Source organism: Actinomyces timonensis (assembly GCF_040702965.1).
Taxonomy (GTDB): domain Bacteria; phylum Actinomycetota; class Actinomycetes; order Actinomycetales; family Actinomycetaceae; genus Actinomyces; species Actinomyces timonensis_A.
Window position 1 is genome coordinate 1,555,790 of record NZ_CP159989.1, and the last position, 21,176, is coordinate 1,576,965.

The 21,176-nt window shown below is 72.3% G+C and carries 16 protein-coding genes, 4 tRNA genes and 3 pseudogenes; 6 read left to right on the forward strand and 17 right to left on the reverse strand.

All coding sequences use genetic code 11. The annotated features are described in order from the left end of the window. Positions 1-42 precede the first annotated feature (42 nt). Positions 43-777: a hypothetical protein gene (locus ABXS69_RS06730; protein WP_366179969.1), complete on the reverse strand. Its 735-nt coding sequence runs from the start codon at positions 775-777 to the stop codon at positions 43-45. A gap of 45 nt (positions 778-822) precedes the next feature. Further along, positions 823-1,719, reverse strand: coding sequence for a Nif3-like dinuclear metal center hexameric protein (locus tag ABXS69_RS06735; protein ID WP_366179970.1), 897 nt, complete (start codon positions 1,717-1,719; stop codon positions 823-825). Positions 1,720-1,956: 237 nt separating this feature from the next. On the opposite strand from ABXS69_RS06735, the gene ABXS69_RS06740 reads away from it, so the two are divergent. Then, complete coding sequence (locus ABXS69_RS06740) at positions 1,957-2,574, forward strand: DM13 domain-containing protein (protein WP_366179971.1); 618 nt, start codon at positions 1,957-1,959, stop codon at positions 2,572-2,574. A 258-nt stretch (positions 2,575-2,832) separates the two neighbouring features. Here ABXS69_RS06740 and ABXS69_RS06745 read toward each other — a convergent pair. Both ABXS69_RS06745 and ABXS69_RS06750 read right to left on the reverse strand, forming a co-directional pair. Then, positions 2,833-2,917 (reverse strand) — tRNA-Leu (locus ABXS69_RS06745). A gap of 42 nt (positions 2,918-2,959) precedes the next feature. Continuing rightward, a tRNA-Ile gene (locus ABXS69_RS06750) sits at positions 2,960-3,050 on the reverse strand. A gap of 63 nt (positions 3,051-3,113) precedes the next feature. Here ABXS69_RS06750 and ABXS69_RS06755 point away from each other — a divergent pair. After that, positions 3,114-3,371 carry an aminotransferase class I/II-fold pyridoxal phosphate-dependent enzyme gene (locus ABXS69_RS06755; protein WP_366179972.1) on the forward strand — a complete coding sequence of 86 codons (258 nt, stop codon included), beginning with the start codon at positions 3,114-3,116 and terminating at the stop codon, positions 3,369-3,371. A gap of 33 nt (positions 3,372-3,404) precedes the next feature. Here ABXS69_RS06755 and ABXS69_RS06760 read toward each other — a convergent pair whose 3' ends face one another. From ABXS69_RS06760 to ABXS69_RS06775, 4 genes are all read right to left on the reverse strand, one after another. Next, positions 3,405-4,232: a Sir2 family NAD-dependent protein deacetylase gene (locus ABXS69_RS06760; protein WP_366181559.1), complete on the reverse strand. Its 828-nt coding sequence runs from the start codon at positions 4,230-4,232 to the stop codon at positions 3,405-3,407. A 71-nt stretch (positions 4,233-4,303) separates the two neighbouring features. Further along, the gene (locus tag ABXS69_RS06765) at positions 4,304-5,005 is read right to left on the reverse strand and encodes an ElyC/SanA/YdcF family protein (protein WP_366181560.1); all 702 of its coding nucleotides are present in this window, start codon (positions 5,003-5,005) and stop codon (positions 4,304-4,306) included. Between the two features lie 2 nt (positions 5,006-5,007). Then, positions 5,008-5,080: transfer RNA gene (locus ABXS69_RS06770), tRNA-Val, on the reverse strand. Between the two features lie 53 nt (positions 5,081-5,133). After that, a complete protein-coding gene (locus ABXS69_RS06775) occupies positions 5,134-5,538 on the reverse strand; it encodes a DUF3052 family protein (protein WP_366179973.1) in 405 nt (134 codons plus the stop codon). A 353-nt stretch (positions 5,539-5,891) separates the two neighbouring features. Here ABXS69_RS06775 and aceE point away from each other — a divergent pair. Further along, positions 5,892-8,649 (forward strand): annotated as a pseudogene (gene aceE / locus ABXS69_RS06780) (pyruvate dehydrogenase (acetyl-transferring), homodimeric type). A 102-nt stretch (positions 8,650-8,751) separates the two neighbouring features. Here aceE and aspA read toward each other — a convergent pair. Next, entirely contained in the window at positions 8,752-10,245 is a 1,494-nt protein-coding gene (gene aspA / locus ABXS69_RS06785; protein ID WP_366179974.1) for an aspartate ammonia-lyase, read from the reverse strand. 121 nt (positions 10,246-10,366) lie between these two features. Here aspA and ABXS69_RS06790 point away from each other — a divergent pair. The 3 genes and pseudogenes from ABXS69_RS06790 to ABXS69_RS06800 all read left to right on the forward strand — a co-directional run bounded on the left by ABXS69_RS06790 (position 10,367) and on the right by ABXS69_RS06800 (position 13,248). Continuing rightward, a pseudogene (locus tag ABXS69_RS06790) lies at positions 10,367-11,594 on the forward strand (helix-turn-helix domain-containing protein). 108 nt (positions 11,595-11,702) lie between these two features. Beyond that, a pseudogene (locus ABXS69_RS06795) lies at positions 11,703-11,961 on the forward strand (acyl carrier protein). A 3-nt stretch (positions 11,962-11,964) separates the two neighbouring features. Continuing rightward, on the forward strand, positions 11,965-13,248 hold the full coding sequence (locus tag ABXS69_RS06800) for a beta-ketoacyl-[acyl-carrier-protein] synthase family protein (protein ID WP_366179975.1): 1,284 nt from the start codon (positions 11,965-11,967) through the stop codon (positions 13,246-13,248). Positions 13,249-13,259: 11 nt separating this feature from the next. Here the strand turns inward: ABXS69_RS06800 and ABXS69_RS06805 are convergent, their stop codons facing one another. From ABXS69_RS06805 to dnaG, 8 genes are all read right to left on the reverse strand, one after another. Next, positions 13,260-13,760 (reverse strand): DUF3145 domain-containing protein, encoded by a 501-nt coding sequence (locus tag ABXS69_RS06805; RefSeq protein WP_366179976.1) that lies wholly within the window; start codon positions 13,758-13,760, stop codon positions 13,260-13,262. 155 nt (positions 13,761-13,915) lie between these two features. After that, a complete protein-coding gene (locus tag ABXS69_RS06810) occupies positions 13,916-14,407 on the reverse strand; it encodes a peptide deformylase (RefSeq protein WP_366179977.1) in 492 nt (163 codons plus the stop codon). Between the two features lie 30 nt (positions 14,408-14,437). Then, entirely contained in the window at positions 14,438-15,901 is a 1,464-nt protein-coding gene (locus ABXS69_RS06815; RefSeq protein ID WP_366179978.1) for a DUF1501 domain-containing protein, read from the reverse strand. Positions 15,902-15,918: 17 nt separating this feature from the next. Next, a complete protein-coding gene (locus ABXS69_RS06820) occupies positions 15,919-17,271 on the reverse strand; it encodes a DUF1800 family protein (protein WP_366179979.1) in 1,353 nt (450 codons plus the stop codon). After that, positions 17,222-17,887, reverse strand: coding sequence for a hypothetical protein (locus ABXS69_RS06825; protein WP_366179980.1), 666 nt, complete (start codon positions 17,885-17,887; stop codon positions 17,222-17,224). Before ABXS69_RS06825 ends, ABXS69_RS06820 begins: the two co-directional genes overlap by 50 nt. Before the next feature lie 519 nt (positions 17,888-18,406). Continuing rightward, positions 18,407-18,478, reverse strand: a tRNA-Asn gene (locus ABXS69_RS06830). 91 nt (positions 18,479-18,569) lie between these two features. Then, positions 18,570-19,181, reverse strand: coding sequence for a hypothetical protein (locus tag ABXS69_RS06835; RefSeq protein ID WP_366179981.1), 612 nt, complete (start codon positions 19,179-19,181; stop codon positions 18,570-18,572). Next, complete coding sequence (dnaG, locus tag ABXS69_RS06840) at positions 19,178-21,172, reverse strand: DNA primase (RefSeq protein WP_366179982.1); 1,995 nt, start codon at positions 21,170-21,172, stop codon at positions 19,178-19,180. The genes ABXS69_RS06835 and dnaG overlap by 4 nt, the downstream gene beginning before the upstream one ends. Positions 21,173-21,176: the final 4 nt, after the last annotated feature.

Here is a 21,176-nt window from a genome sequence, read left to right on the forward strand (position 1 = left end):
CCCCGGCCCCGGAGCCATGGGCCTGGCGGGAGCCGGGCCGGCTCAGATATCCATGCGCACGAGGATGACGTCGTTCTCCTCGGCATGGATGACGGCGTCGGCCGGCGCGGCGTCGATGCGGGCGAGCTCGGCGGGGCTGAGCTCGACGGAGCCTCCCTCGAGGCGGTGCCCGTGGAGGGCGAGCACGCCGAGGCCCCCGGTCGCGGCGCGCACGGCGTCGTAGTCGGCGAGCAGGGCGGGCGAGATGGTGCCGGCGAGCTCATCGCGCCGGGCGCGCAGGCGCTCGGTCTCCTCATCGATCCGGGTGAACCCGGCGTCGCGCTCAGCGGTCAGCTCCCGGCCCGCGGCGCGGATGGCCCGCTCCTCATCGGCGAGCCGGTCGGATTCGGCCTGGGCCGCCTCGAGGGCCTCCATGGCGGCGATCTGGGCGTCCTCGAGGACGCCTTGGCGGCGCCCGAGCTGATCGATCTCCCCCTGGATGGCGGCCAGGTCCCGGGCGGCGTCACTGCCCGCGGCCAGGCGCTCGCGCAGGGCGGCGGCTCGTCGGACGACCTGCCCGACCTCGTCCTCGGCGTGAGTGGCGCTCCGCTTGGCCTCGGTCAGGGCGGCGGTGGCCAGCAGGGCGGAGCGCTTGTTGTCCTTGAGGCGGGCGACGGTCGCCTCGATGCGCGCCAGGACGGGCAGGGCGCGCCGCTCGTGCGCGAGCCTCGCGAGCGCGGTGTCGATGTCCTGCAGGTCGATGAGGAGTCGCTGCTCGGCGAGGGGGGCGCTGGTCACGGGATGTCCTTCCGGTCGTCGAGAGTGGGGAGGGATGTCGGGGCGTCAGCCCGCTGGAGTGGTGCCGGGGCTCAGGCGCAGGGCCCAGGGGTCGGTGCAGATCGTGGACACGTGCGTGGAGAGTCTACGTCCACCGCGCTCGGCGGTGGAGGCCAGCCGCTGGGCGAGCGGGGGCAGGCCCACCCATTCCGTGGCCCAGTGGGTGCCGCAGATGAGGTAGGGACGCCCGGCCTCCAGGTGCTCGCTGGCCGGGTGGTGGCGCAGGTCAGCGGTGAGGAAGGCGTCCGCGCCTGCCTCGCGGGCCCGGGCCAGGAGAGAGTCGCCCGCTCCTCCGGAGACGGCGATGGTCTCCACCGTGGCGTCCAGGTCGCCGCCCACGAGGATGCCGGGGGGCGAGTCGGGCAGGGCGGCGACGACGGCGTCGGCGAGATCGCGCAGGCGAACGGGGGCGGGGAGGGAGCCGATGCGCCCGATGCCCTGGGTGGGGTCGGCGGGGCTGGGCTCGAGCGGGACCGTGCCGAGCAGGCCGATAGAGGCTGCCAGCGCCGCGGCGACGCCGCCGTGAGCGGCGTCGAGGCTGGTATGGGCGTTGAGCAGGGCGATGCCGCTGCGGATGAGGCGGTGGATGACGCGCCCCTTGGGGTCGGTCGCGGCCACATGGTCCGTTCCACGCAGGTAGAGGGGGTGGTGGGTGATGATCATGTCGGCGCCGCGCTCGATGGCCTCGTCGATAACGGCGGCCACCGGGTCGACGGCGAGCAGGATCGAGGCCACGGGAGCCTCGGGGTCCCCGCAGATGAGCCCGTTGGAGTCCCAGGACTCGGCGAGCCCGGGCGGGGCCGCAGCCTCGACAAGGGCGGCGACGTCGGCGACGGTCAGCGCCTCAGCGGCCGAGGAGGCCTCCCCGGCGGCGGATCGCTGGTGGAGCGGCGAGTCGATCATGCGGCAAGGCTAGCGGCGAGCGCGTCGATCTCCACGACGCCTACCCGTCGGCCTCCGAGGCGATCCGTGATGCGGGCCTCGCCCGCGGCATCAGGGGGCTCGGACAGTCATGGCGAGAAGTGAGGAGCATCATGCGGCGCGCGGCGATGATTCCAGAGCGCGGACGCGTTGATAAGACGAACCTCATCGATGTCCGGTGCACCCCGCCGGCCCCTATGACTCCAAGGAGCCATCGACATGCCCCGATTCCTTTCCCGACACAAGCGCCTCACAGTCTCCCTGGCCGTGATCGTCCTGGCCGCCACCGGCGTCGGGCTAGCCGTGTTCAAGCCGTGGCTGCTGTTCATCGATGAGACGGTGAACGACGAGATCCCCACCTACTCGGTGGCGACGGCGCCCCAGGCGCAGTCGAGCGGGTCGGCCGGGCCGGAGAGTGCCAACGGCGCCACCGAGGAGCCCGCGCAGCAGCAGCCCGCGCAGCAGCAGCCCGCGCAGCAGGGTCCCGTCCAGGTGGCGAGCGGATCGTTCATCTCTCACGAGCACTCGACGAGTGGCACGGCGCGCATCCTGCGCAAGCCGGACGGCTCGCACCAGCTGGTGCTGGAGAACCTCGCGACGTCGAACGGCCCGGATGTGCGGGTCTGGCTGAGCGCCGCGCCGGTGATCGAGGGCAGGGACGGCTGGTTCACGGCCGGGGACTACGAGCACCTGGATGTGGCGCCGATCAAGGGGAATCTCGGCAACCAGGTGTACGACCTGCCCGCCGGGACGGACCCGAGCGCGTGGAAGAGCGTGGTTCTGTGGTGCGACGACTTCGACGTCTCCTTCGGCGCCGCTGAGCTGACCGCCGCGTGAGAACGCGCCGGGGCCGGGCGCTGGCGGGCTTCCCGTCCTGAGCGTCCGCAGGGCCCCTCAAGCGCCTCCAGGCCGTTGGCGGCGCCCCGTGACGGGGTGCCGCCAACGGCCTGCGCGTGCTCTGGAACGCCTGGAGGCGCTTTCAACCATCGAGCGTCGCCCAACGAGAAGCGCCCGCCCTGACGGGTGGGCGCGCTTCCTCGGCTGAGCCCGCTCCCGAGACGGGTCAGTTTGGCGCGGGCTGGTGGAGGGGAGTCGTGGTGCCCCCGGCGGGGCTCGAACCCGCACGCCTCGCGGCACCGGCTTTTAAAGCCGCTGTGTCTACCGGTTCCACCACGGGGGCGCGCGCCGCGTCCAGGGCCCGCGGGCCCTGGACGCGGCGCGGTACCCCCACCGGGATTCGAACCCGGGACCTTGTGCTTATCAGGCACGGACGAGGTATAAGCTCGCTGCTCTAACCGCTGAGCTATGGGGGCTGGCGGCGGGCGGGACCCGCGCCTGAGCGAGGCTACCAGTCATGGCGCCGCGTCCACACGTGGATGAGCGGGCCAGGCGCCCCGGGCAGTCTGCCTACGCTGCCAGCGCCGCGGGAGGCCATCGCCGGCTTCTACCGCGAGCGCCACGGCGCCGTCGTGGACCCCGCCCGCGTCATCATCACCAACGGCACCTCCTCGGCACTCCTCCTGACGACCCTGGCCACCGTCGACGATGGGGACGACGTCCTCATCGCGGCCCCGTCCTACCCCTGCAACCGGGAGCTCGTGGATGCCGACGGGGGCTACTGCGCCCTCGGGTGACGCCGCGCCCGTCGGGGGCGCGCCCTGGTCGGCTCACGCCCCTCGGGCGAGCCGGTCGGCCAGGGCCGGCAGCACCTCCGAGCATCCGCCGTCGACGATGACCTCGGCCAGCGGATCGGCCTGGGTGCGCCCGCGGTTGATGACGACGAGGCTCGCGCCGCCGGCCAGCGCGGACTGGACCACCCACATGCCGGTGGAGACCGCCAGGCTCGTCCCAGCCACGATGACCGCCTCGCACTCGCGCCCCGCGGCGAGCGCGCCCTCCATCGCCTCCTCGGGCAGGCCCTCGCCGAACATGACGATGCCCGGCTTCAGCAGGCCACCGCAGGCCTCGCAGTCAACAGTCCGGAAGTCGCAGGCCTCCGCCTCAGCGCGGCGCGCCTCGGGGGTGATCTCCAGGCGCATGGGGTCGAGGTCCTCGATCAGGCCCGGGTTGAGGGCTCGTAAGCGCTCGGAGACCTCGGCGCGGGTGCTCCGCGCCCCGCAGCGCAGGCAGACCACCGTGTCGTAGGAGCCGTGGAGCTCCCAGAGGTTGCGCACGCCTGCGCGCGCGTCGAGGCGGTCGACGTTCTGAGTGGCCACGCCCATGATCGCGCCAGCGGCCTCGAGGCGCGCCAGCGCGCGGTGCCCGGCGTTGGGCTCCAGGGCCTCCAGGGAGCGCCAGGTGGTCTCGTTGCGGAACCAGAGCCAGCGGTACCAGACGGGGTCGGTGGCGAAGGAGGGAAGATCGACGGGCTCGATCGGGGTGGTGCCGACGCCCCGGTAGTCGGGAAGTCCGGAATCAGTCGACATGCCCGCGCCGGTGATGATGAGCGTCCGCCGCCCCTCGATGACCGCCGCGATCGCCTCAGCCGCCTCCATCCCCTGCTCGGCGCCGTCGTCGCCCGCGACGGCGCCGTCGGGTTCCCCGGTGGCGCTCCTGCTCATACCGGTCATTCCCTCCCGCGCTCGCCCTGCTCCATCGCCGCGCCGCTCTCGCGCCCACGTGAGCGCTGACACCGCCATTGTCCCACCACGGTACCGCCGAGGGCCCGGATCCCGGCCACCCCAGTGGCCGAGCGCGGCGCCCAGGCGGGGAGGGCGGAGGTCAGGGCGAGGTCGGCGGCGGCCAGCGCCGCGCTCGCCGTCCCGGGGCGCGCCAGGGCGGCGGCGCGCGGGGGCATGGGGGCGAGCCGGCGCACGAGGGCCGGGAACCGGCGCCCGGCGATGAGCCTGGCCTTGGCTGCGTGGAGCGGATCGGAGACGATGATGATGGGGCCGTCTCCGCCCGCGGCCTCGATCAGCGATGACAGGGCGCCGATGTTCTCCCAGGTGGAGCGCGAGGCGGTCTCCGTCCAGGTGGTGCCCCGCCAACCGAGGCCGCGGGCGTGCTCGGCGAGCATCTCCGCCTCGGGGCGCTCACCGACGACGGCGCCTCCGGAGCAGATGAGCAGGTCCCCCGGGCGCAGGGCGGCGACGGCGGCCCTGGCGCGGCGCCGGTTGACGCCGCCCGCTGTCGGCCCGGCATCGGCGTGCCCGAGGACGACGACGACGGCCCTGTCCCGCGCCTGCCACCCACAGGGCCTGCGCGGCGCGCGCCCGGCCGCCGACGCCCGGTCATGCGGATCCAGCGGCCCCGCCTCCCTCCGCGCGATAGTGGACCCGGCCGGACTCGAACCGACGACCGACGCGGTGTAAGCGCGTTGCTCTACCAGCTGAGCTACAGGTCCAGTGGGGCGCTCCCCGCGCCAAGCGCGCCCGGGCGGGGTCCGCCACCAGTGCCTCAGCGGCGCCGGCTGGAGACCCGGGTGCCGCTCCAGGCGTCGCCCATCGAGGCCGTCGACGTGGCGTGCATGCCCGCCGTCGCCGCCGCCTCCTCGATATCGGCCGCCGCCACGGCGCCCGCCGTGCGCGCCTTGGGCGTAAGCACCCAGATGGTCCCATCGCCGTCGAGGTTGGCCTGCGCGTCAACGAGCAGGTCCGTCAGATCGTCGATGTCGCCGTCGTCGGCGCGCCACCACACGATGGCGGAGTCGGCCACGTCCTCGTAGTCCTCGTCCACCAGCTCCGTGCCGGTGAGAGCCTCGGCGGCCTGCCTCAGGGCGGGGTCGACATCGTCGTCGTACCCGAACTCCTGGATGATGAGACCTGAGGCGAAGCCGAAAGCCCCGCCCGCTGCGCTCGCCACTATCCCTCTACCGTCCTTCCGGGCTCAGCGCCCCTGCTACGGCCCCCCTGCGGGACCTGTGCATAGCCCACCGCATGAGGGCCGCCCGCGCAAGCTCCTGTCCGTTCCTCGGCACGCCGCGGCGCCCCCTACGGCGCCACGCCACGTGCCTGACCTCACAGGCCGCTTGGGACTTCTTTCCTCCCTTGCCCGTCCTGAAGCGCCTTCGAACGCCGTAGATTAGGGCCCAACAGGACGCGGGCCGACCCCGGGCTCGCGGCGGACCGGGTCACCGGGCGCGCGGGAGCGACGCCGGGCCGACCAGCCCGCCAGCGCCCTCCAATCCATCGGAACGACGCAAGGAAGAGGATTCCGTGAGCCCCACCAGTGATGCCACCCCCCTCATCGACGGCCTCCTGACCAAGGTCAACGACAACGATCCCGAGGAGACCCGGGAGTGGCGCGAGTCCCTCGACGCCCTCATCGCGGAGAAGGGCGCCCCCCGCGCGCGCTTCATCCTGCTGTCGATGCTCGCCGAGGCCCGCAAGAAGAACGTCACGGTCCCGGGGCAGACCACCACGCCCTACGTCAACACCATCCCCGTGGAGGATGAGCCCTACTTCCCCGGCGATGAGTCGATGGAGCGGGCCTACCGCCGCTGGCTGCGCTGGAACGCCGCCGTCATGGTCACCCGCGCCCAGCGCCCGGGGGTCGGCGTCGGCGGGCACATCTCCTCCTACGCCTCCACCGCGACCCTTTACGAGGTCGGCTTCAACCACTTCTTCCGCGGCAAGGACCACCCCGGCGGCGGGGACCACGTCTTCTTCCAGGGCCACGCCTCCCCCGGCAACTACGCCCGCGCCTACATCGAGGGCCGCCTGAGCGAGGACGACCTCGACGGCTTCCGCCAGGAGGTCTCCCACCCGGCGCGCGGCAAGGGCCGCGGCCTGCCCTCCTACCCGCACCCGCGCCGCATGGAGGACTTCTGGGAGTACCCCACGGTCTCCATGGGCCTGGGCCCGGCCGAGGCGATCTACCAGGCCTGGTTCGACCGCTACCTCGCGGGAGCCGGCATCAAGGACACCAGCCAGCAGCGCACCTGGGCGTTCCTGGGCGACGGCGAGATGGACGAGCCCGAGTCGCGCGGCATGCTCCAGCTCGCCGCCAGCCAGCAGCTCGACAACCTCACCTTCGTCATCAACTGCAACCTCCAGCGCCTCGACGGCCCGGTGCGCGGCAACGGGAAGATCGTTCAGGAGCTCGAGGCCTCCTTCAAGGGTGCCGGGTGGAACGTCATCAAGGTCCTGTGGGGACGCGGCTGGGACCAGCCTCGCCGCGGACAAGGACCACGCCCTGGAGCACCTCATGATGGAGACGCTCGACGGCGACTACCAGACCTTCAAGGCCAACGACGGCGCCTACGTCCGCGAGCACTTCTTCGGCCGCGACCCGCGCACCGCCGCCCTGGTCAAGGACTGGACGGATGAGGAGATCTGGGCTCTCCAGCGCGGCGGCAACGACTACCGCAAGATGTACGCCGCCTACAAGGCCGCCACTGAGCACAAGGGGCAGCCCACGGTCATCCTGGCGCACACGGTCAAGGGCTACCTGCTCGGCTCTCACTTCGCGGGCCGCAACGCCACCCACCAGATGAAGAAGCTGACCCTGGACGACCTCAAGGGCCTGCGCGACCGGCTGCGCATCCCGATCACGGACGAGCAGCTCGAGGCCAACCCGAAGATGCCCCCCTACTACCGGCCCGCCGCGGATGACCCGGCCCTGCTCTACATGATGGACCGTCGGCGCCAGCTCGGCGGGTTCCTCCCCGAGCGCCGCGACGCCCCCAGGCAGGTCCAGCTGCCCGGCGACCGCCCCTACGACGTCCTCAAGGGCGGCTCGGGCAAGCGCGAGGTGGCCAGCACCATGGCCTTCGTCCAGCTGCTCAAGGAGCTTATCAAGGAGGACGGCATCGGTCGGCGCATCGTGCCGATCGTCCCTGACGAGTCGCGCACCTTCGGCCTGGAATCCCTCTTCCCCACGAAGAAGATCTTCAACACCCAGGGCCAGGACTACACGCCCGTGGACGCGGAGATGATGCTGTCCTACCGCGAGTCCACGGACGGTCAGATCATGCACACCGGTATCAACGAGGCGGGCTCCGCCGCACTGTTCCAGGTGGTGGGCACCAGCTACGCCACCCACGGCGAGCCGATGATCCCCGTGTACATCTTCTACTCGATGTTCGGCTTCCAGCGCACCGCTGACCAGTTCTGGGCCGCCGGTGACCAGCTCACGCGCGGCTTCATCATGGGCGCCACCGCCGGTCGCACCACGCTGGCCGGCGAGGGCACCCAGCACATGGACGGGCACTCGCCGCTCATCTCGGCCACGAACGAGGCCGTCATCACCTACGACCCCGGCTACGCCTACGAGATCCGGCACATCGTGCGCGACGCCCTCGAGCGCTGGTACGGGCCCGACTCAGGGCGCAACCGCGACGTCATGTACTACCTCACCGTGTACAACGAGCCGATCAGCCAGCCGGCGGAGCCCGAGGACGTGGACGTCGAGGGCATCATCAAGGGCATCCACCGCCTGTCCGGCCCCGCCGACGGCGATGGACCCGAGGTCCAGCTCCTCGCCTCCGGCGTGGGACTGCCCTGGATCGAGGAGGCCCGCCGGGTGCTCGCCGAGGATTGGGGCGTGCGCGCCTCCACCTGGTCCGTGACGTCCTGGAACGAGTTGCGCCGCGATGCTCTGGCAGCCGAGAGGGAGAACTTCCTCAACCCCACCGGCGACCAGCGGGTCCCCTTCGTGACCTCACGCCTCCAGGCGGCGCAGGGCCCCTTCATCGCCACGAGCGACTACGACCACCTCGTCGCCGACCAGATCCGCAAGTGGGTCCCGGGCAGCTACCACACCCTGGGAGCCGACGGCTTCGGCTTCTCCGAGACCCGGCCGGCCGCGCGCCGCTTCTTCCTCATCGACTCGGCCTCCGTGGTGGTCAAGGCGCTGCAGGCGCTGGCGGATGAGGGCAAGCTCGGGCGCGACGTCGTCGCCCAGGCCATCGCCCGCTACGATCTGACCAATGTCAACGCCGGCACCTCCGGCTCCGACGGCGGCGACGCCTGAGCGCGGCGCCCTCCCCAACGCGAGGGGCCCGGCTGGTGATTGTCACCAGCCGGGCCCCTCGCGTTGGCCGCGGATTCCGGGAAGCCCCCGCCCGCACGGGGCTCAGGCCTCCTGCGGGACCCCGGTGCCCTCCACCGCCTCAGAGGCCTCGGTGGCGGCAGAGGGATCCGCGCCCGAGTAGTGCTGGGCGTCCCGGTACTTGGGGCGCAGCAGGTTCTCCACGCTGAGGAGCTCGTCGAGAACCGGCTCCTCCAGCAGGCCCATCTCCAGGACGACCTCCCGCACGGAGCGCCCCGACCGCGCGCACTCGCGGCCCACGAGGTCCCCGTTGTGGTGGCCGATCACCTCGTTGAGGTAGGTGACGATGCCGATCGAGTCGAGCACGTTGCGCCGGCAGACCTCCTCATTGGCCTCGATGCCCACGACGCACAGGTCTCGCAGGACGCGCATGGCCCGGCGCAGCAGGCGGATCGACTCGAAGGCCGCCTGCCCGATGACGGGCTCCATGACGTTGAGCTGGAGCTGGCCGGCCTCAGCGGCCATGGTCACCGTGAGATCGTTGCCGATCACCTTGAAGCAGATCTGGTTGACCACTTCCGGGATGACGGGGTTGACCTTCGCGGGCATGATGGAGGAGCCGGCCTGGCGCTCGGGCAGGCGGATCTCCGCCAGGCCGGCGCGCGGCCCTGAGGAGAGCAGCCGCAGGTCGTTGCAGATCTTGGAGAGCTTGACCGCCAGGCGCTTGATCGTGGCGTGCATGGACACGTAGGCGCCGGTGTCGCTCGTGGCCTCCAGGAGGTTCTGGGCCCCGGAGACCGGCAGGCCCGTGACCTCCTTGAGGTGGCGCACGGCGGTCTCAGGGTAGCCGGGGGGCGTGTTGAGGCCGGTGCCGATGGCGGTGGCCCCCAGGTTGACCTCCAGGAGGAGGGCGCTGTTGTGCATGAGGCGCGTGATCTCCTCGTCGAGCAGGACGGCGAAGGCCTTGAACTCCTGCCCCAGGCTCATGGGGACCGCGTCCTGGAGCTGGGTGCGCCCCATCTTGAGGACATCGCGGAACTGGCGGGACTTATCGAGGAAGGCGTCGATGAGGTCGCACAGGTCCGCCTCCATCCCGGCCACCGCCTGATAGAGGCCGAGGCGGAAGCCGGTGGGGTAGGCGTCGTTCGTCGACTGGGACTTGTTGACGTGGTCGTTGGGGTTGACGACGTCGTAGCGGCCCTTGGCGTAGCCCAGGCGCTCCAGGGCGAGGTTCGCCACGACCTCGTTGGTGTTCATGTTGAGGCTGGTGCCGGCGCCGCCCTGGAAGACGTCGACCGGGAACTGGTCCATGCAGCGGCCGCCCACGAGGATCTCATCGCATGCCCACAAGATGGCCTCCGCGAGATCGGGGGCCAGGGTCCCCAGCTCGGCGTTGGCCAGGGCGGAGGCCTTCTTGACCTGGACCATGCCCCGGACGAGCTCGGGGACATCGCCGATGGTGGTCCCGGAGATCTGAAAGTTCTCCATGGCCCGCAGCGTGTGGATGCCCCAGTAGGCGTCGAGGGGCACCTCGCGCGATCCCAGGAGATCCACCTCAGTACGAGTCGCCGGTCGCATGTCCATGTCCTCCATCAGGATCTCAGGGCCGACGGCGTGGGTCCCGTTCTACCCGCCCCATCGCGCCTCAATCGGGTGCCCACATTATCCCCGGCGGCCTCGCACTGGGTAGCATCTGATCATGGATGAGTTGAGCGAGGCGTCTGTCGCGGCCCTCCGGCGGGCGCAGAACACGATCATCGAGCACTCCCTCGACCGCATCAGCGCAGCCCATCCCTGGTACCGCACGCTTCCCGAGGCCTCGCGCAAGCAGATCGAGAACGTCTCCCACCTGGGCGTGACCATGTTCGTCGACTCCGTCGAGGAGCCCGAGAGCGCGGCGAAGCCCTCCCAGATCTTCTCCGTCGCCCCCGCGACCCTGACCGGCACGATCACCCTGGGCCAGACCCTCGACCTCGTGCGCACCGTTCTCGACGTCGTCGTCGAGGAGGCGCCCCAGGCGGTTCCCACGGAGGACCATGACACCGTCCGCATCCTCGTGCTCACCTTCGGCCGCGACGTCGGCTTCGCCGCGGCGGAGGTCTACGCCCGCGCCGCCGAGGCCCGCGGCGCATGGGACGCCCGCCTCGAGTCGGTCGCCGTGGACTCCATGCTCCACGGCACCCCCACGGAGGCGGCCACGCGCGCCGGCTCGGCCGGATGGACCCATCGCGGCCCCGTGGTCGCCATCGCGTCAAGAACGGCGCTGGGCGCGATCGCCACCTCCCGCCTGCGTGACGCCTGCCGGGCTCAGGCCGAGGACTGCCTCGTCTCGGTGCGCGGGGACTCGGTCATCATCATCCTGGGAGCCTCCCCCGAGGTGCCCGGTGGGCCTGCTGGCCAGCACGGCCAGCTCTGTCAGCACAGCCATCCCATCCGCGAGGGCCGCGCCGAGCGCGGCGTCGATGAGATCGCCCTGGAGATCGCCGCGTCGCTCGAGGGCCCGACCGTGGTGGGCCCCGTGGTGGCCGAGGTCGATCACGCGGGGCTCTCCCTGCGCTCGGCCTTGGCCGGGCTGCGGGCGCTGCCGGGCTGGGCCGAGGCCCCCAACCCCGTGCGCGCCGATGACCTCCTCCCCGAGCGCCTTCTGTCCGGCGACGAGCTTCGCCCACGAGCAGATCCTCGCCCTCGTCCACGAGCCGCTCCACGCCATGGGCGATCCCTTCGAGGAGACCGTCGCCACCTACCTGGCGCTCGGCGGGAGCCTGGAGGCGACGGCCCGCGCCCTGTTCGTCCACGCCAACACGGTCCGCTACCGGCTGGGGAGGGTGAGCGAGCAGGTCGGCTGGGACGCCACGAATCCTCGCGACGGGCTCATGCTCCACATGGCGGTGCTCGTCGGTCGGCTCGCCGCCGCCTCACGCCTCTGACCCCGCCCCAGCGCAGGGCCCGAGGCCCCAGCCGCCCCCCCTCCGCCCCACAACTGTTCCTCCCACCCGGCGGCGCATGCCGCCCCGACCCACACCAAGGAGACCACCATGGCCGACAACACCGAGCAGGCCGCCGACGTCCTGGGCGTCGTCATCGAGCTCACCGCCGAGGAGGCCGGCGTGGCGCCCGGCCTGATCACCAGCAGCTCGAAGTTTCGCCGAGGACCTTGGCATCGACTCCCTGGGACTGCTCACCATCGCCACGCAGGTCGAGGAGCGCCTCGGGGTCACCCTTGAGGACTCGCTCATCCCCGCGCTGCCGACCGTGGGCGCCCTCGCCGAGCACGTCACGGCGCGCAAGGCCTGACCCGTGCCCGGTGAGGAGCCCCGTCGCCCAGCCGACCAACCACCCGGACAGGCCCCGGAGCGGGAGGTCGTCATCACCGGTCTGGGCGCCACCACCCCGCTGGGCGGGGACGTGGCGAGCACCTGGCGCGCGCTGCGCTCGGGCGCCTGCGCCGTGCGGGCGATCACCGAGGACTGGGCGGAGGGCATGGGGCTGCCGGTGCGCATAGCCGCGCCCCTGGCCATCGAGCCCGCCGAGGTCCTGGGGCCCCGAGAGCTGCGCCGGCTCGACCGCGCCAGCCAGCTGGCGCTCATCGCCTCCCGCGAGGCCTGGGCCCAGGCGGGCTCCCCCGAGGTCGACCAGGAGCGGCTAGCGGTGTCCATCTCGCCCGGGATGGGCCCGGTGCTCTCCGTGATGGAGACCTGGGACGCGCTGAGGGAGCGGGGCCCCCGCAGGGTGGCGCCCACGGCGGTGCCTGCGCTCATGCCCAACGCCCCGGCGGTCGCCGTCGGCATCGAGCTCGGGGCGAGGGCGGGCATCCACTCCCCCGTGGCCGCCTGCGCCTCCGGCGCCGAGGCGATCGCCCACGGCGCCGACCTCATCGCCCTGGGCCGCGCCGACATGGTGCTGGCCGGGGGCACGGACGCCGCGCTGCACCCCATGACCGTTGCAGCCTTCGCCGCCATGCGGGCCCTGTCCACTCGCAACGACGACCCCACCGGCGCCTCGCGCCCCCTGGCGGCGGACCGCGATGGATTCGTCCTGGGCGAGGGGGCCGGCGTCGTCGTCCTGGAGTCCGCCGCGCACGCGCACGCGCGGGGCGCGCTACCGCTCGCCCGTCTCGCAGGCAGCGCGACCACCGCTGATGCCATGGACGTCGCGCGGCCCGACCCCACCGGCGCCCAGCAGGAGCGTGCCCTGCGCCAGGCCCTGGCCCGAGCCGGCATCGCCCCGGACGAGCTCGGCCACATCAACGCCCATGCCACCTCCACGCCCGCGGGCGACCTTGTCGAGGCGCGGATGATCGCTCGAGTCGCCCCCGGAGCGGCGCTCAGCGCCACGAAATCAGCCACCGGGCACCTGCTCGGTGGCGCCGGTGGCCTGGAGGCGGTGCTGGCCGCCATGGCGATCATCGACGGGTTCCTGCCGCCCACGCTCCTACCCGGCGGGATCGACCCTGAGATCGCGGACCTCGGGCTCGACGTCGTCGGCCCGGATGGTCGCGAGGCACCGGGGCTGGGCAGCGCGGCGTCGACCTCCTTCGGGTTCGGCGGGCACAACGCCGCCCTCGTGCTGCGCAGGCCCTGACCGCGAGCCCCTCAGCCGACCCGGTGAAGCCAGCGCACGGGGGCGCCGGAGCCGGCGTAGCGGAAGGGCTCGAGCTCGTCGTCCCAGGCCTGGCCCAGGGCGAGGTCGAGGTGCCGCCTCATGGCCTCAGGCTGGGAGGCGTACTGGAGGGCGGCGCGGATGCGGTCCTCTGGGACGACGACATTGCCGTGGACATCGGTCTGGGCGTGGAAGATCCCGAGGTCCGGGGTGTGCGACCAGCGCCCGCCGTCGGAACCGGGACTGGCCTCCTCCGTCACCTCGTAGCGCAGGTTGGCCCACCCCCGCAGGGCGGAGGCGAGGACCGCGCCCATGCCGACCCGCCCCACCCAACTGGTCTCAGCGCGCATCATGCCAGGAGCGGCAGGCTGCTCGGTCCAGTCGAGGCGGAGCTCGGCACCCAGGGCGTTCTGAGCCGCCCAGACGATATGCGGGCACAGCGCCCGGGGGGCGGAGTGCACGAAAAGTACACCGCGGGTGTAACCACCGTTCACGATCAACAGCCTCCTGGATTGGTCGAGGGTCGTCTTCCCCAACGATCTCGCCAAGCGATTCCAGGGCGGTCATCATGATGCGCGCGGCGCGCTCTTGAATCATGCCAGGATACGGGCCCGCGCTCAAGGCGCCTCGCCCGCGGAGGGCATCGGGCTCACAGCCCCTGCTCGCGCAGCTGCTTCATGGCGCGCGCCCGGTTCTTGCGGTCCAGGCGGTCCAGGTAGAGGTGGCCCTCGAGGTGGTCGCACTCGTGCTGCAGGCAGCGGCCCATGAGCTCCTCCCCCTCGACGACGACCTCCTTGCCATCGAGGTCGATGCCCGTGGCTCGCGCGTACCACGCGCGCTTGGTGGGGAACCACAGGCCCGGCACGGACAGGCAGCCCTCGTCGCCGTCCTGGTACTCGTCCCAGACGAGCTCATCGAGACGGGGGTTGAGGATGTAACCGATCTCGCCGTCGATGTTCCAGGAGAAGGCCCGCAGGCCCACACCGATCTGATTGGCGGCCAGGCCCGCGCGGCCATCCTCATCGACCGTCTCGAGGAGGTCCTCCACGAGGGACTTCACGGAGTCGTCGATATCAGTGATCCACGCGCACTCCGTGCGCAGGACCGGGTCGCCGATGATGCGGATGTCGCGATATGCCATGCTCCCATCCTCTCACGGCCGATGAGCTCCTCAGACGATGCCCAGCGGGGTTCCGGGGGTGAAGCCGGGGAAGACCTCTCCCACGGAGGCCTTGTTGCCGAGCTTGTTCGACACGATCTCGGACAGCGCCTGGCGGTAGTCCAGGGTGATCGGGACGTCCCCCAGGGAGAGGTTGGACTCCACCAGGCTCGGGACCGTGCCCAGGACGCGGCCGCCCTTGATCCCCCCGCCCATGACGAACATCGTGTTGCCCTGGCCGTGGTCGAGCCCGCCTGAGCCGTTCTCCGCGACGCGCCTGCCGAACTCGCTCATGGTGACGATCGTCGTCGTCGCCCACTTGCCCCCCAGGTCCTTGCGGAAGGCCGCCAGGCCGTCGGCGAAGTCGCGGGCGCGCCGGGAGAACCAGGCGTGCTCGTCGGCGGCCTGGCCCAGGCCGGAGTGCATGTCCCAGTCCCCGATGTCGATGCAGGCGACCTCCATGCCCACCCCGGCCTTGGCCATTCGGGCGATCTCCGCCAGCCCCCTGCCCCAGTCGGAGTCCGGGTAGCCGGCGCTCAGGGCCTGGGGGTAGGAGGAGCGGACCCGCTGGAGGGTGCTCGCGGCGTCGAAGGCCGACTGCGCACAGCGCTGGACCTCTCCCCCGGCGCCCCCGTACATCTCATCCAGGGCCCGCCGGACGCGGGACTTCAGGTCGTCCCCGCCCCAGACCCGCAGGTCGAACTCGTCGATGGAGGATACCGCCAGGGTGTCGAGGTTGTTGGTGGTCAGGGAGAAGACCGTGGAGGCCCCGATGGTGACGCCCCGGAAGGTCCCCGTGCCCGTCGACTTGGTCTGGAGGTGGCGGCCGAGCCAGCCCGAGCGGACCGACGCCGGGGCGGCCCGCTCCACCGTGACCTGGTCGGTGAAGTGCGAGCGGGAGACGTCCGGCGAGCCCGAGCCCTGGATGATGGCCATCTCCCCGGCGTCCCAGATCGGCCTGAGGGACCTCATGTGGTTGTTGAGGCCCCAGGTGGGGTCGAGGGGCGTCGTCTGCTCGGCGCGCACGGCGATCGTGGACCGGGCCGCGTAGTAGGCGGGGTCGTTGAGGGGGACGACGGCGGACAGGCCGTCGAAGCCGCCTCGCATGAACACGCAGACGAGCAGCTCGTTCCCGCTGTCGGCCGAGGGGGCCGCGAAGGAGTAGCGGGGCATGGAGGTGGCCGTCAGCAGCGCGCCGAAGCCCGCGGCCGCGCCGGCCAGGATGTGGCGGCGCTTGACATTCGAGGGGCCGCCGTCGACGTGGTCGACCTCGGTGAGCTCGGGCAGATCGTGCTTCTCGGTGACGTAGTCGTCGGCCTGGCAGCCGGTCATGCGCTCGACCCGCCCGTCGACGTCGACCAGGAGCGCGTCCTGGGCCTCGTCGTGATGGTGCACGGGGGTGACGATGTCCTCCCTCATGAGGGCGGCACCCTGGGTGAAGCGGGTCTTGCGGTTCCTGGTCTCTGAGCGCTCCATGGTCGTCTCGTCTCCTCTCAGCGCAGGAAGGCGTAAGGGCTGCAGAAGCACAGGCGGACCGCGTGCTCGGCGAAGGCGGTGAGGTTCTTGCCAGTGACGGTCCACGTGGCCGCGGAGCCGGTGCCGGGCAGGCCGGCGAGCAGCTCGGCGACGCCGGAGAGCTCGGCGTCGGTCCAGGCGTAGCCCGTGAGGTGCCAGCTGATGCGCCGCGCCGTCTCCAGCGCGGGCTGGCCGGCGGTGATGGACAGCGCCGTGGGCCAGTCGGTCCTGCCCGACTCCTTCTTGTCGCCGTCGACGGCGTTCTGGGCGCCGTCCCACAGGGCCATGGTGGTGCCCGCGGACATCCAGTACTCGGCGGTGTCCGGGTAGCCGTCCACGCTCCCGTACATCCGGGGCTCGTGGCCAGCCTCCTTGATGAGCCAGCCGTAGGTGCCCAGGTTGAAGTAGTCGCCGGCGTTGACGTCCCCGTGCGCGACGGCGACCTGGGCGTGGGCGGCACGGGCGATCGTCATGTAGAGCTCCGTGGGGCGGCGCCACTTCTTGCCCACCGAGGCGGCGAAGTCGGGATGGGTGAGCGCGGCCTTGACGGCGGGGGCGATGGATGTGTCGTTGTCCAAGTAGGCCTTCGCGATCGCCTCCACGGCGGCGTCGGAGGGCTCGTCGGCGATGTAGCGGCGGGCGATCCTCTTGGCGAGCCTGAGAGCGGTGGGCCGCAGGTGGCACAGGTGCTCGACATAGCGCTTGAGCATGTCCTGACCGGCGGAGGCATCCGTGTTGGCGTCGGAGAAGCCCAGCACGTCAACGCTCCCGACGGCGTGGTCCTCCGGCCGGTAGGCGTAGCCCATGCTGGACCAGTCGATGCCGTTGCCGGTCAGGATGCGGGTGGAGGCCTTGACGTCGTCCTCCGAGTAGGAGTGGCGCCCCACGGTGTAGAGCTCCAGGAGCTCGCGCCCCAGGTTCTCGTTGGGGTTCTCCTTGGTCGAAGCGGTGTTGTCCAGCTCGCGCAGGAGGGCGGCACTGGTCACCGCGGCGTAGAGGAAGTCGGCGTAGCGGCCCAGCGCGTGCTCGCGCAGCAGGACATCGAACTCCGTGATGAAGGGCTCTCCCTTGCCGTGGATCGGGACGTAGACGTGGTCCGCCATGAGCTCGACCACGGACTCGGCGAGGACCCTGTTGCCGAAGCGCATCCGGGTCAGGGCGGCGTTGATGACCGACGGCGAGGCCTTGGCGGAGTGGTCGCCGGTGATGCGCTTGATCTCGAGGGCGGAGAGCCGGGACCACCCGTAGTGGCGTGAGACCAGGCTCTCGGCGTAGGTGTCATCAATGCCCTCGGGGGCCAGCTGCCTGTCGATCCAGGCGGTGGCGCCCATCGACTCGATATCGGAGGCGATCTCGGCGGTGGCGGCGATGGAGGCGCGTCTGGCGAGGTGCCATGCCGAGGAGGTGCGCAGCCGGAGTCCGGGGGCGAAGCTCGGAGGAGGCCTCGAGGTCCGCTGCTCCCGGGGCCCTGCGGTAGACGTCGAGGGCATCGGTCCTGGCCGTCTCCGGGGCGCTACCAGCGCCGGAGGACGCCGGGGCCTCACCGCTGTTGGCGCCGCCCTGGGCAGCGCCACCCTGGGCCGCGCCACCGGCACCGCCCTGGGCCGGCGACGGGGCCTGGGCGCCGTCGGCGCCATTCGCCCCGCCGCCCGCGGCGGAGGGGTCAGGGCTGGTGTCGCCGGCGTCCCCCTCGTTGCCCCCGGCCACGGTTCGCTTGAGGGAGTCCGGCAGGGCCAGGGGCCCGCCCTCGCCCGGGGCCGGCCCGCCCGCGGGCGTGGAGGACGCATCGCCCCCCGGGCCGCCCTCCCGCAGCAGGGCGCTGAGCCCGCCGGCCGCGCCGACCGCCGCCGTGCTCAGCGCGGCGAGCGCGGCGCGCCGCGATCCGAGGGGGCTGGCGGTGGCGCCTCCCGCGTGACGGGGGCTGGTTGGAGCGGGGGCATCGCTCATCGGATTCTCGCCCAGGCTTTCGGCTCGTGGCACGGGTTCCCTTCCTGTGTCGTGATGATGCCGGCGAGCGGCGGAGAGGTCCCTCCCCTGCCGTCCAGCACCACTGGGTCGTGCTCCCCATGCTAGACCACCCTAACTAAGGCTCTGATCAGGGACTTTTCAGGATCTATCGACCAAACCACCAGGTAGGAGGCGGTGCCTTGCGCGCGATAGCGCTCTCACCTGCGTTCCCGCGCCCCGGTGGGCGGGGGAGGCGGTCGCGTGGGCGGGGGATGGCTCACAGAGGTGTGAGGCGCGCCCTTCTCTCCCCCACGGCTCGGCTGGCGGGCGGATAGGACGGTCCCCGCTGGTCGCAGTGGTGCCGGCCGTGATGAGGCGCCGATCGCTCAAGAGCCGCTCTCAACGAGCCAGCCGCGTCCGGACTGAGTCCCGCGCAGGACGTCGGGCAGACCAGTGGCCCGGCTCGCCGATGAGAGAAACGAGAAGAGCCCCGGCCCTCGGGGGCCGGGGCTCTGTCCGCTCCCGCGGCTGGACTCGAACCAGCAACCGTCCGATTAACAGTCGGATGCTCTGCCATTGAGCTACGCGGGAAAGGCGCTGAGCGCGGATAGAACTCTAGCAACACCGAGCCGGGGCGTCGAATCGCGCCGCGCCCGTGAATGCGCGCCAGACCGCGGCAAAGTCAGCGTGTGTCCAGACCCACACTGTCGCAGGCCTCCCGTAGGAGGGCCTCGAGCTCGGCGCGGTCCTCCGCCGTCGCCGCGCTGGCGGGCTCCGGGGAGGCGACAGCGTGGAGGCCCCCGTCCGCGTCCCGCCTGATGGCGATCCTCGCCTGGGCGCCGCTGGGCAGGATCCTGGTGACGAGGTGGACGAGGGAGGCCTCCACGCGCTGGCGCAGCGCTCGGGCGAAGCGGTCGACGGCGACGGGGCGGACCGCGCCCCCCTGCTCGATCCGGGCGGGGACCGTGAGGGCCAGGCGCCGCTCGGGGGCGCCGGAGAGCGTGAGGGTGAAGGCACGGGCCCCGGCGTCCCAGGAGCCCTTGTCGATGCTGTCCCAGGGGTGGTCGGCGACCAGGGCGTCGGCCGACACGATGATCAGCCCGCTCGCCATGGCGACGGCCCAGGACTCCCCCGCCCCATCGATCGGCACGGCGCCCAGGAGCCTGCCCGCGGGCAGGTGGCCCCGGCAGGGAGCGGGCAGGGCTGCGGGCGCGAGCCCCCTGCGCCGCCAGCGCCGCAGGAGCCGCTCCCCCTCATCGCGCCCGTGGGATCGGGGCCAGCGCGCTGGGCTCATGCGCGCTGCCCGATCCGCAGGCGACGGCGCTCCAGGCCGGTGATCGCCTCGAAGAGGTCCCGGTAGCCCTCGTCCTGGGGGCTCATGCGCCGGTGCCGGGCGCGTAGCCTTGCCAGGCGGCGATTGATGTCGAGCCGCACCTGAGCGGCGAGCACCCCCTCGGCGTAGCGGCGCACCGCCTCGGCGTCGGGCTCAGGTGATTTGCCGCGCGGCGCGGGCAGCGGCAGCGGGGCGACGACGAGCTCGGTGATGGCGGAGTCGACGGAGGCGATGGCCCCGCCGCGCACGAGGTCGATCCAGTGGCGGACCGCGCGGGACCGGGCCTCGCGCGGCTCCATGCCGGCGGCGCTGGCGCGCTCGACGAGACCCGGCGCCACGCTGGTACCGCCAGCGGCCTGCACGGCCTCGAAGACCGCGCGGTGGATGGGCAGGGTGAAGGACGCCGGGGCGATGTCGTCAGCGCCCGCCCGCTCGGCGACGAGCGGCATCTGCAGGATGACCTCCAGGGCCTGGCGCTCCAGGGCGGCCACAGGGTCATCCGCCGCGGGCAGTCCCGGGCGCGCCGCCGTGACCGGCTGCCCGCCGTCCTCCGGAGGCGGATCCTCGATGCGCCGGGCGCGGCCCTCGTGGGCGCGCACGGCGGCGCGGGCCTCATCGTCGGGCATGCCGACCCAGCCGGCCAGGCGCCGCGTGTACTCGCGGCGCAGGGCCCGGTCGCGGATCCCGGCGACCACGGGCGCCGCGGCCCGCAGCCCGGCCACGCGCCCCTCGGCGGTGTCCAGGTTGACGCTGCCCAGGGAGGTGCGGATGACGAACTCGAACAGGGGGATGCGCCGGGACAGCAGGCGCGGGATGGCCTCGTCGCCCTCAGCCATGCGCAGGTCGCAGGGATCGTAGCCGTGGGGGTCGACGGCGACGAAGGTCTGGGCGGCGAAGTGCTGGTCCTCCGCGTAGGCCCGCATGGCCGCCTTCTGGCCGGCCGCGTCGCCATCGAAGGTGAAGACGACCTCGCCGCCGCGCGCCCGGTTGCCGGAGATGACGCCCGCGGAGGGATCGGCGATGTCCCCCAGCAGGCGGCGCACGATCCGCACGTGCTCGCCGCCGAAGGCGGTGCCGCAGGTGGCCACGGCGGTGGGCACGCCGGACAGGTGGGCGGCCATGACGTCCGTGTACCCCTCGACGACGACGATCGAGTGCTCGCGGGCGATGTCCCGCTTGGCGAGGTCGAGGCCGTAGAGGACCTGGGCCTTGTGGTAGATGGCCGTCTCAGGGGTGTTGAGGTACTTGGGGCCCTTGTCGTCATCGGAGAGCCGTCGGGCCCCGAAGCCGAGCGTCGCGCCGGTGACGTCGCGGATGGGCCAGATGAGGCGGTCGCGGAAGCGGTCGTAGACGCGGCGGCCGTCCTGACCGCCCTGGGAGCACAGGCCGGATTCCACGAGCTCGGCCTCGGTGTACCCGGCGTCGCGCAGGCGGCGGGCGAGGTTGTCCCATCCAGCCGGGGCGTAGCCGACGCCGAAGCGCTCAGCGGCGAGGCGGTCGAAGCCCCGTGAGGTGAGGAAGTCCCGCCCGTGCTGGGCGGCTGGTGTCGCGAGCTGCTCGATGAACCAGGCCTCGGCGAGCCGGTTGGCGTCCAGGAGCCGCTGCCGGGTGCCCGGCTCGACGCCTCGGCGCACCTGACCGCCGCCCTCCTCGTAGCGCAGCCGCACGCCGACCCTCCCCGCGAGGTGCTCGACGGCCTCCGCGAAGGGCAGGTGGTTGATCTTCTGGACGAAGGAGATGACGTCCCCGCCCTCACCGCAGCCGAAGCAGTGGTACATGCCCACCTGGGGCCGGACGTGGAAGGAGGGGGTGCGCTCATCGTGGAAGGGGCACAGGCCCTTGAGCGAGCCGACGCCGGCGGGCTTGAGGGTGACGTGCTCGGCGACGACCTCGTCGATTCGGGCGCGCTCGCGCACCGCGTCGATGTCCTCGCGCTTGATCAGTCCCGCCATGGCG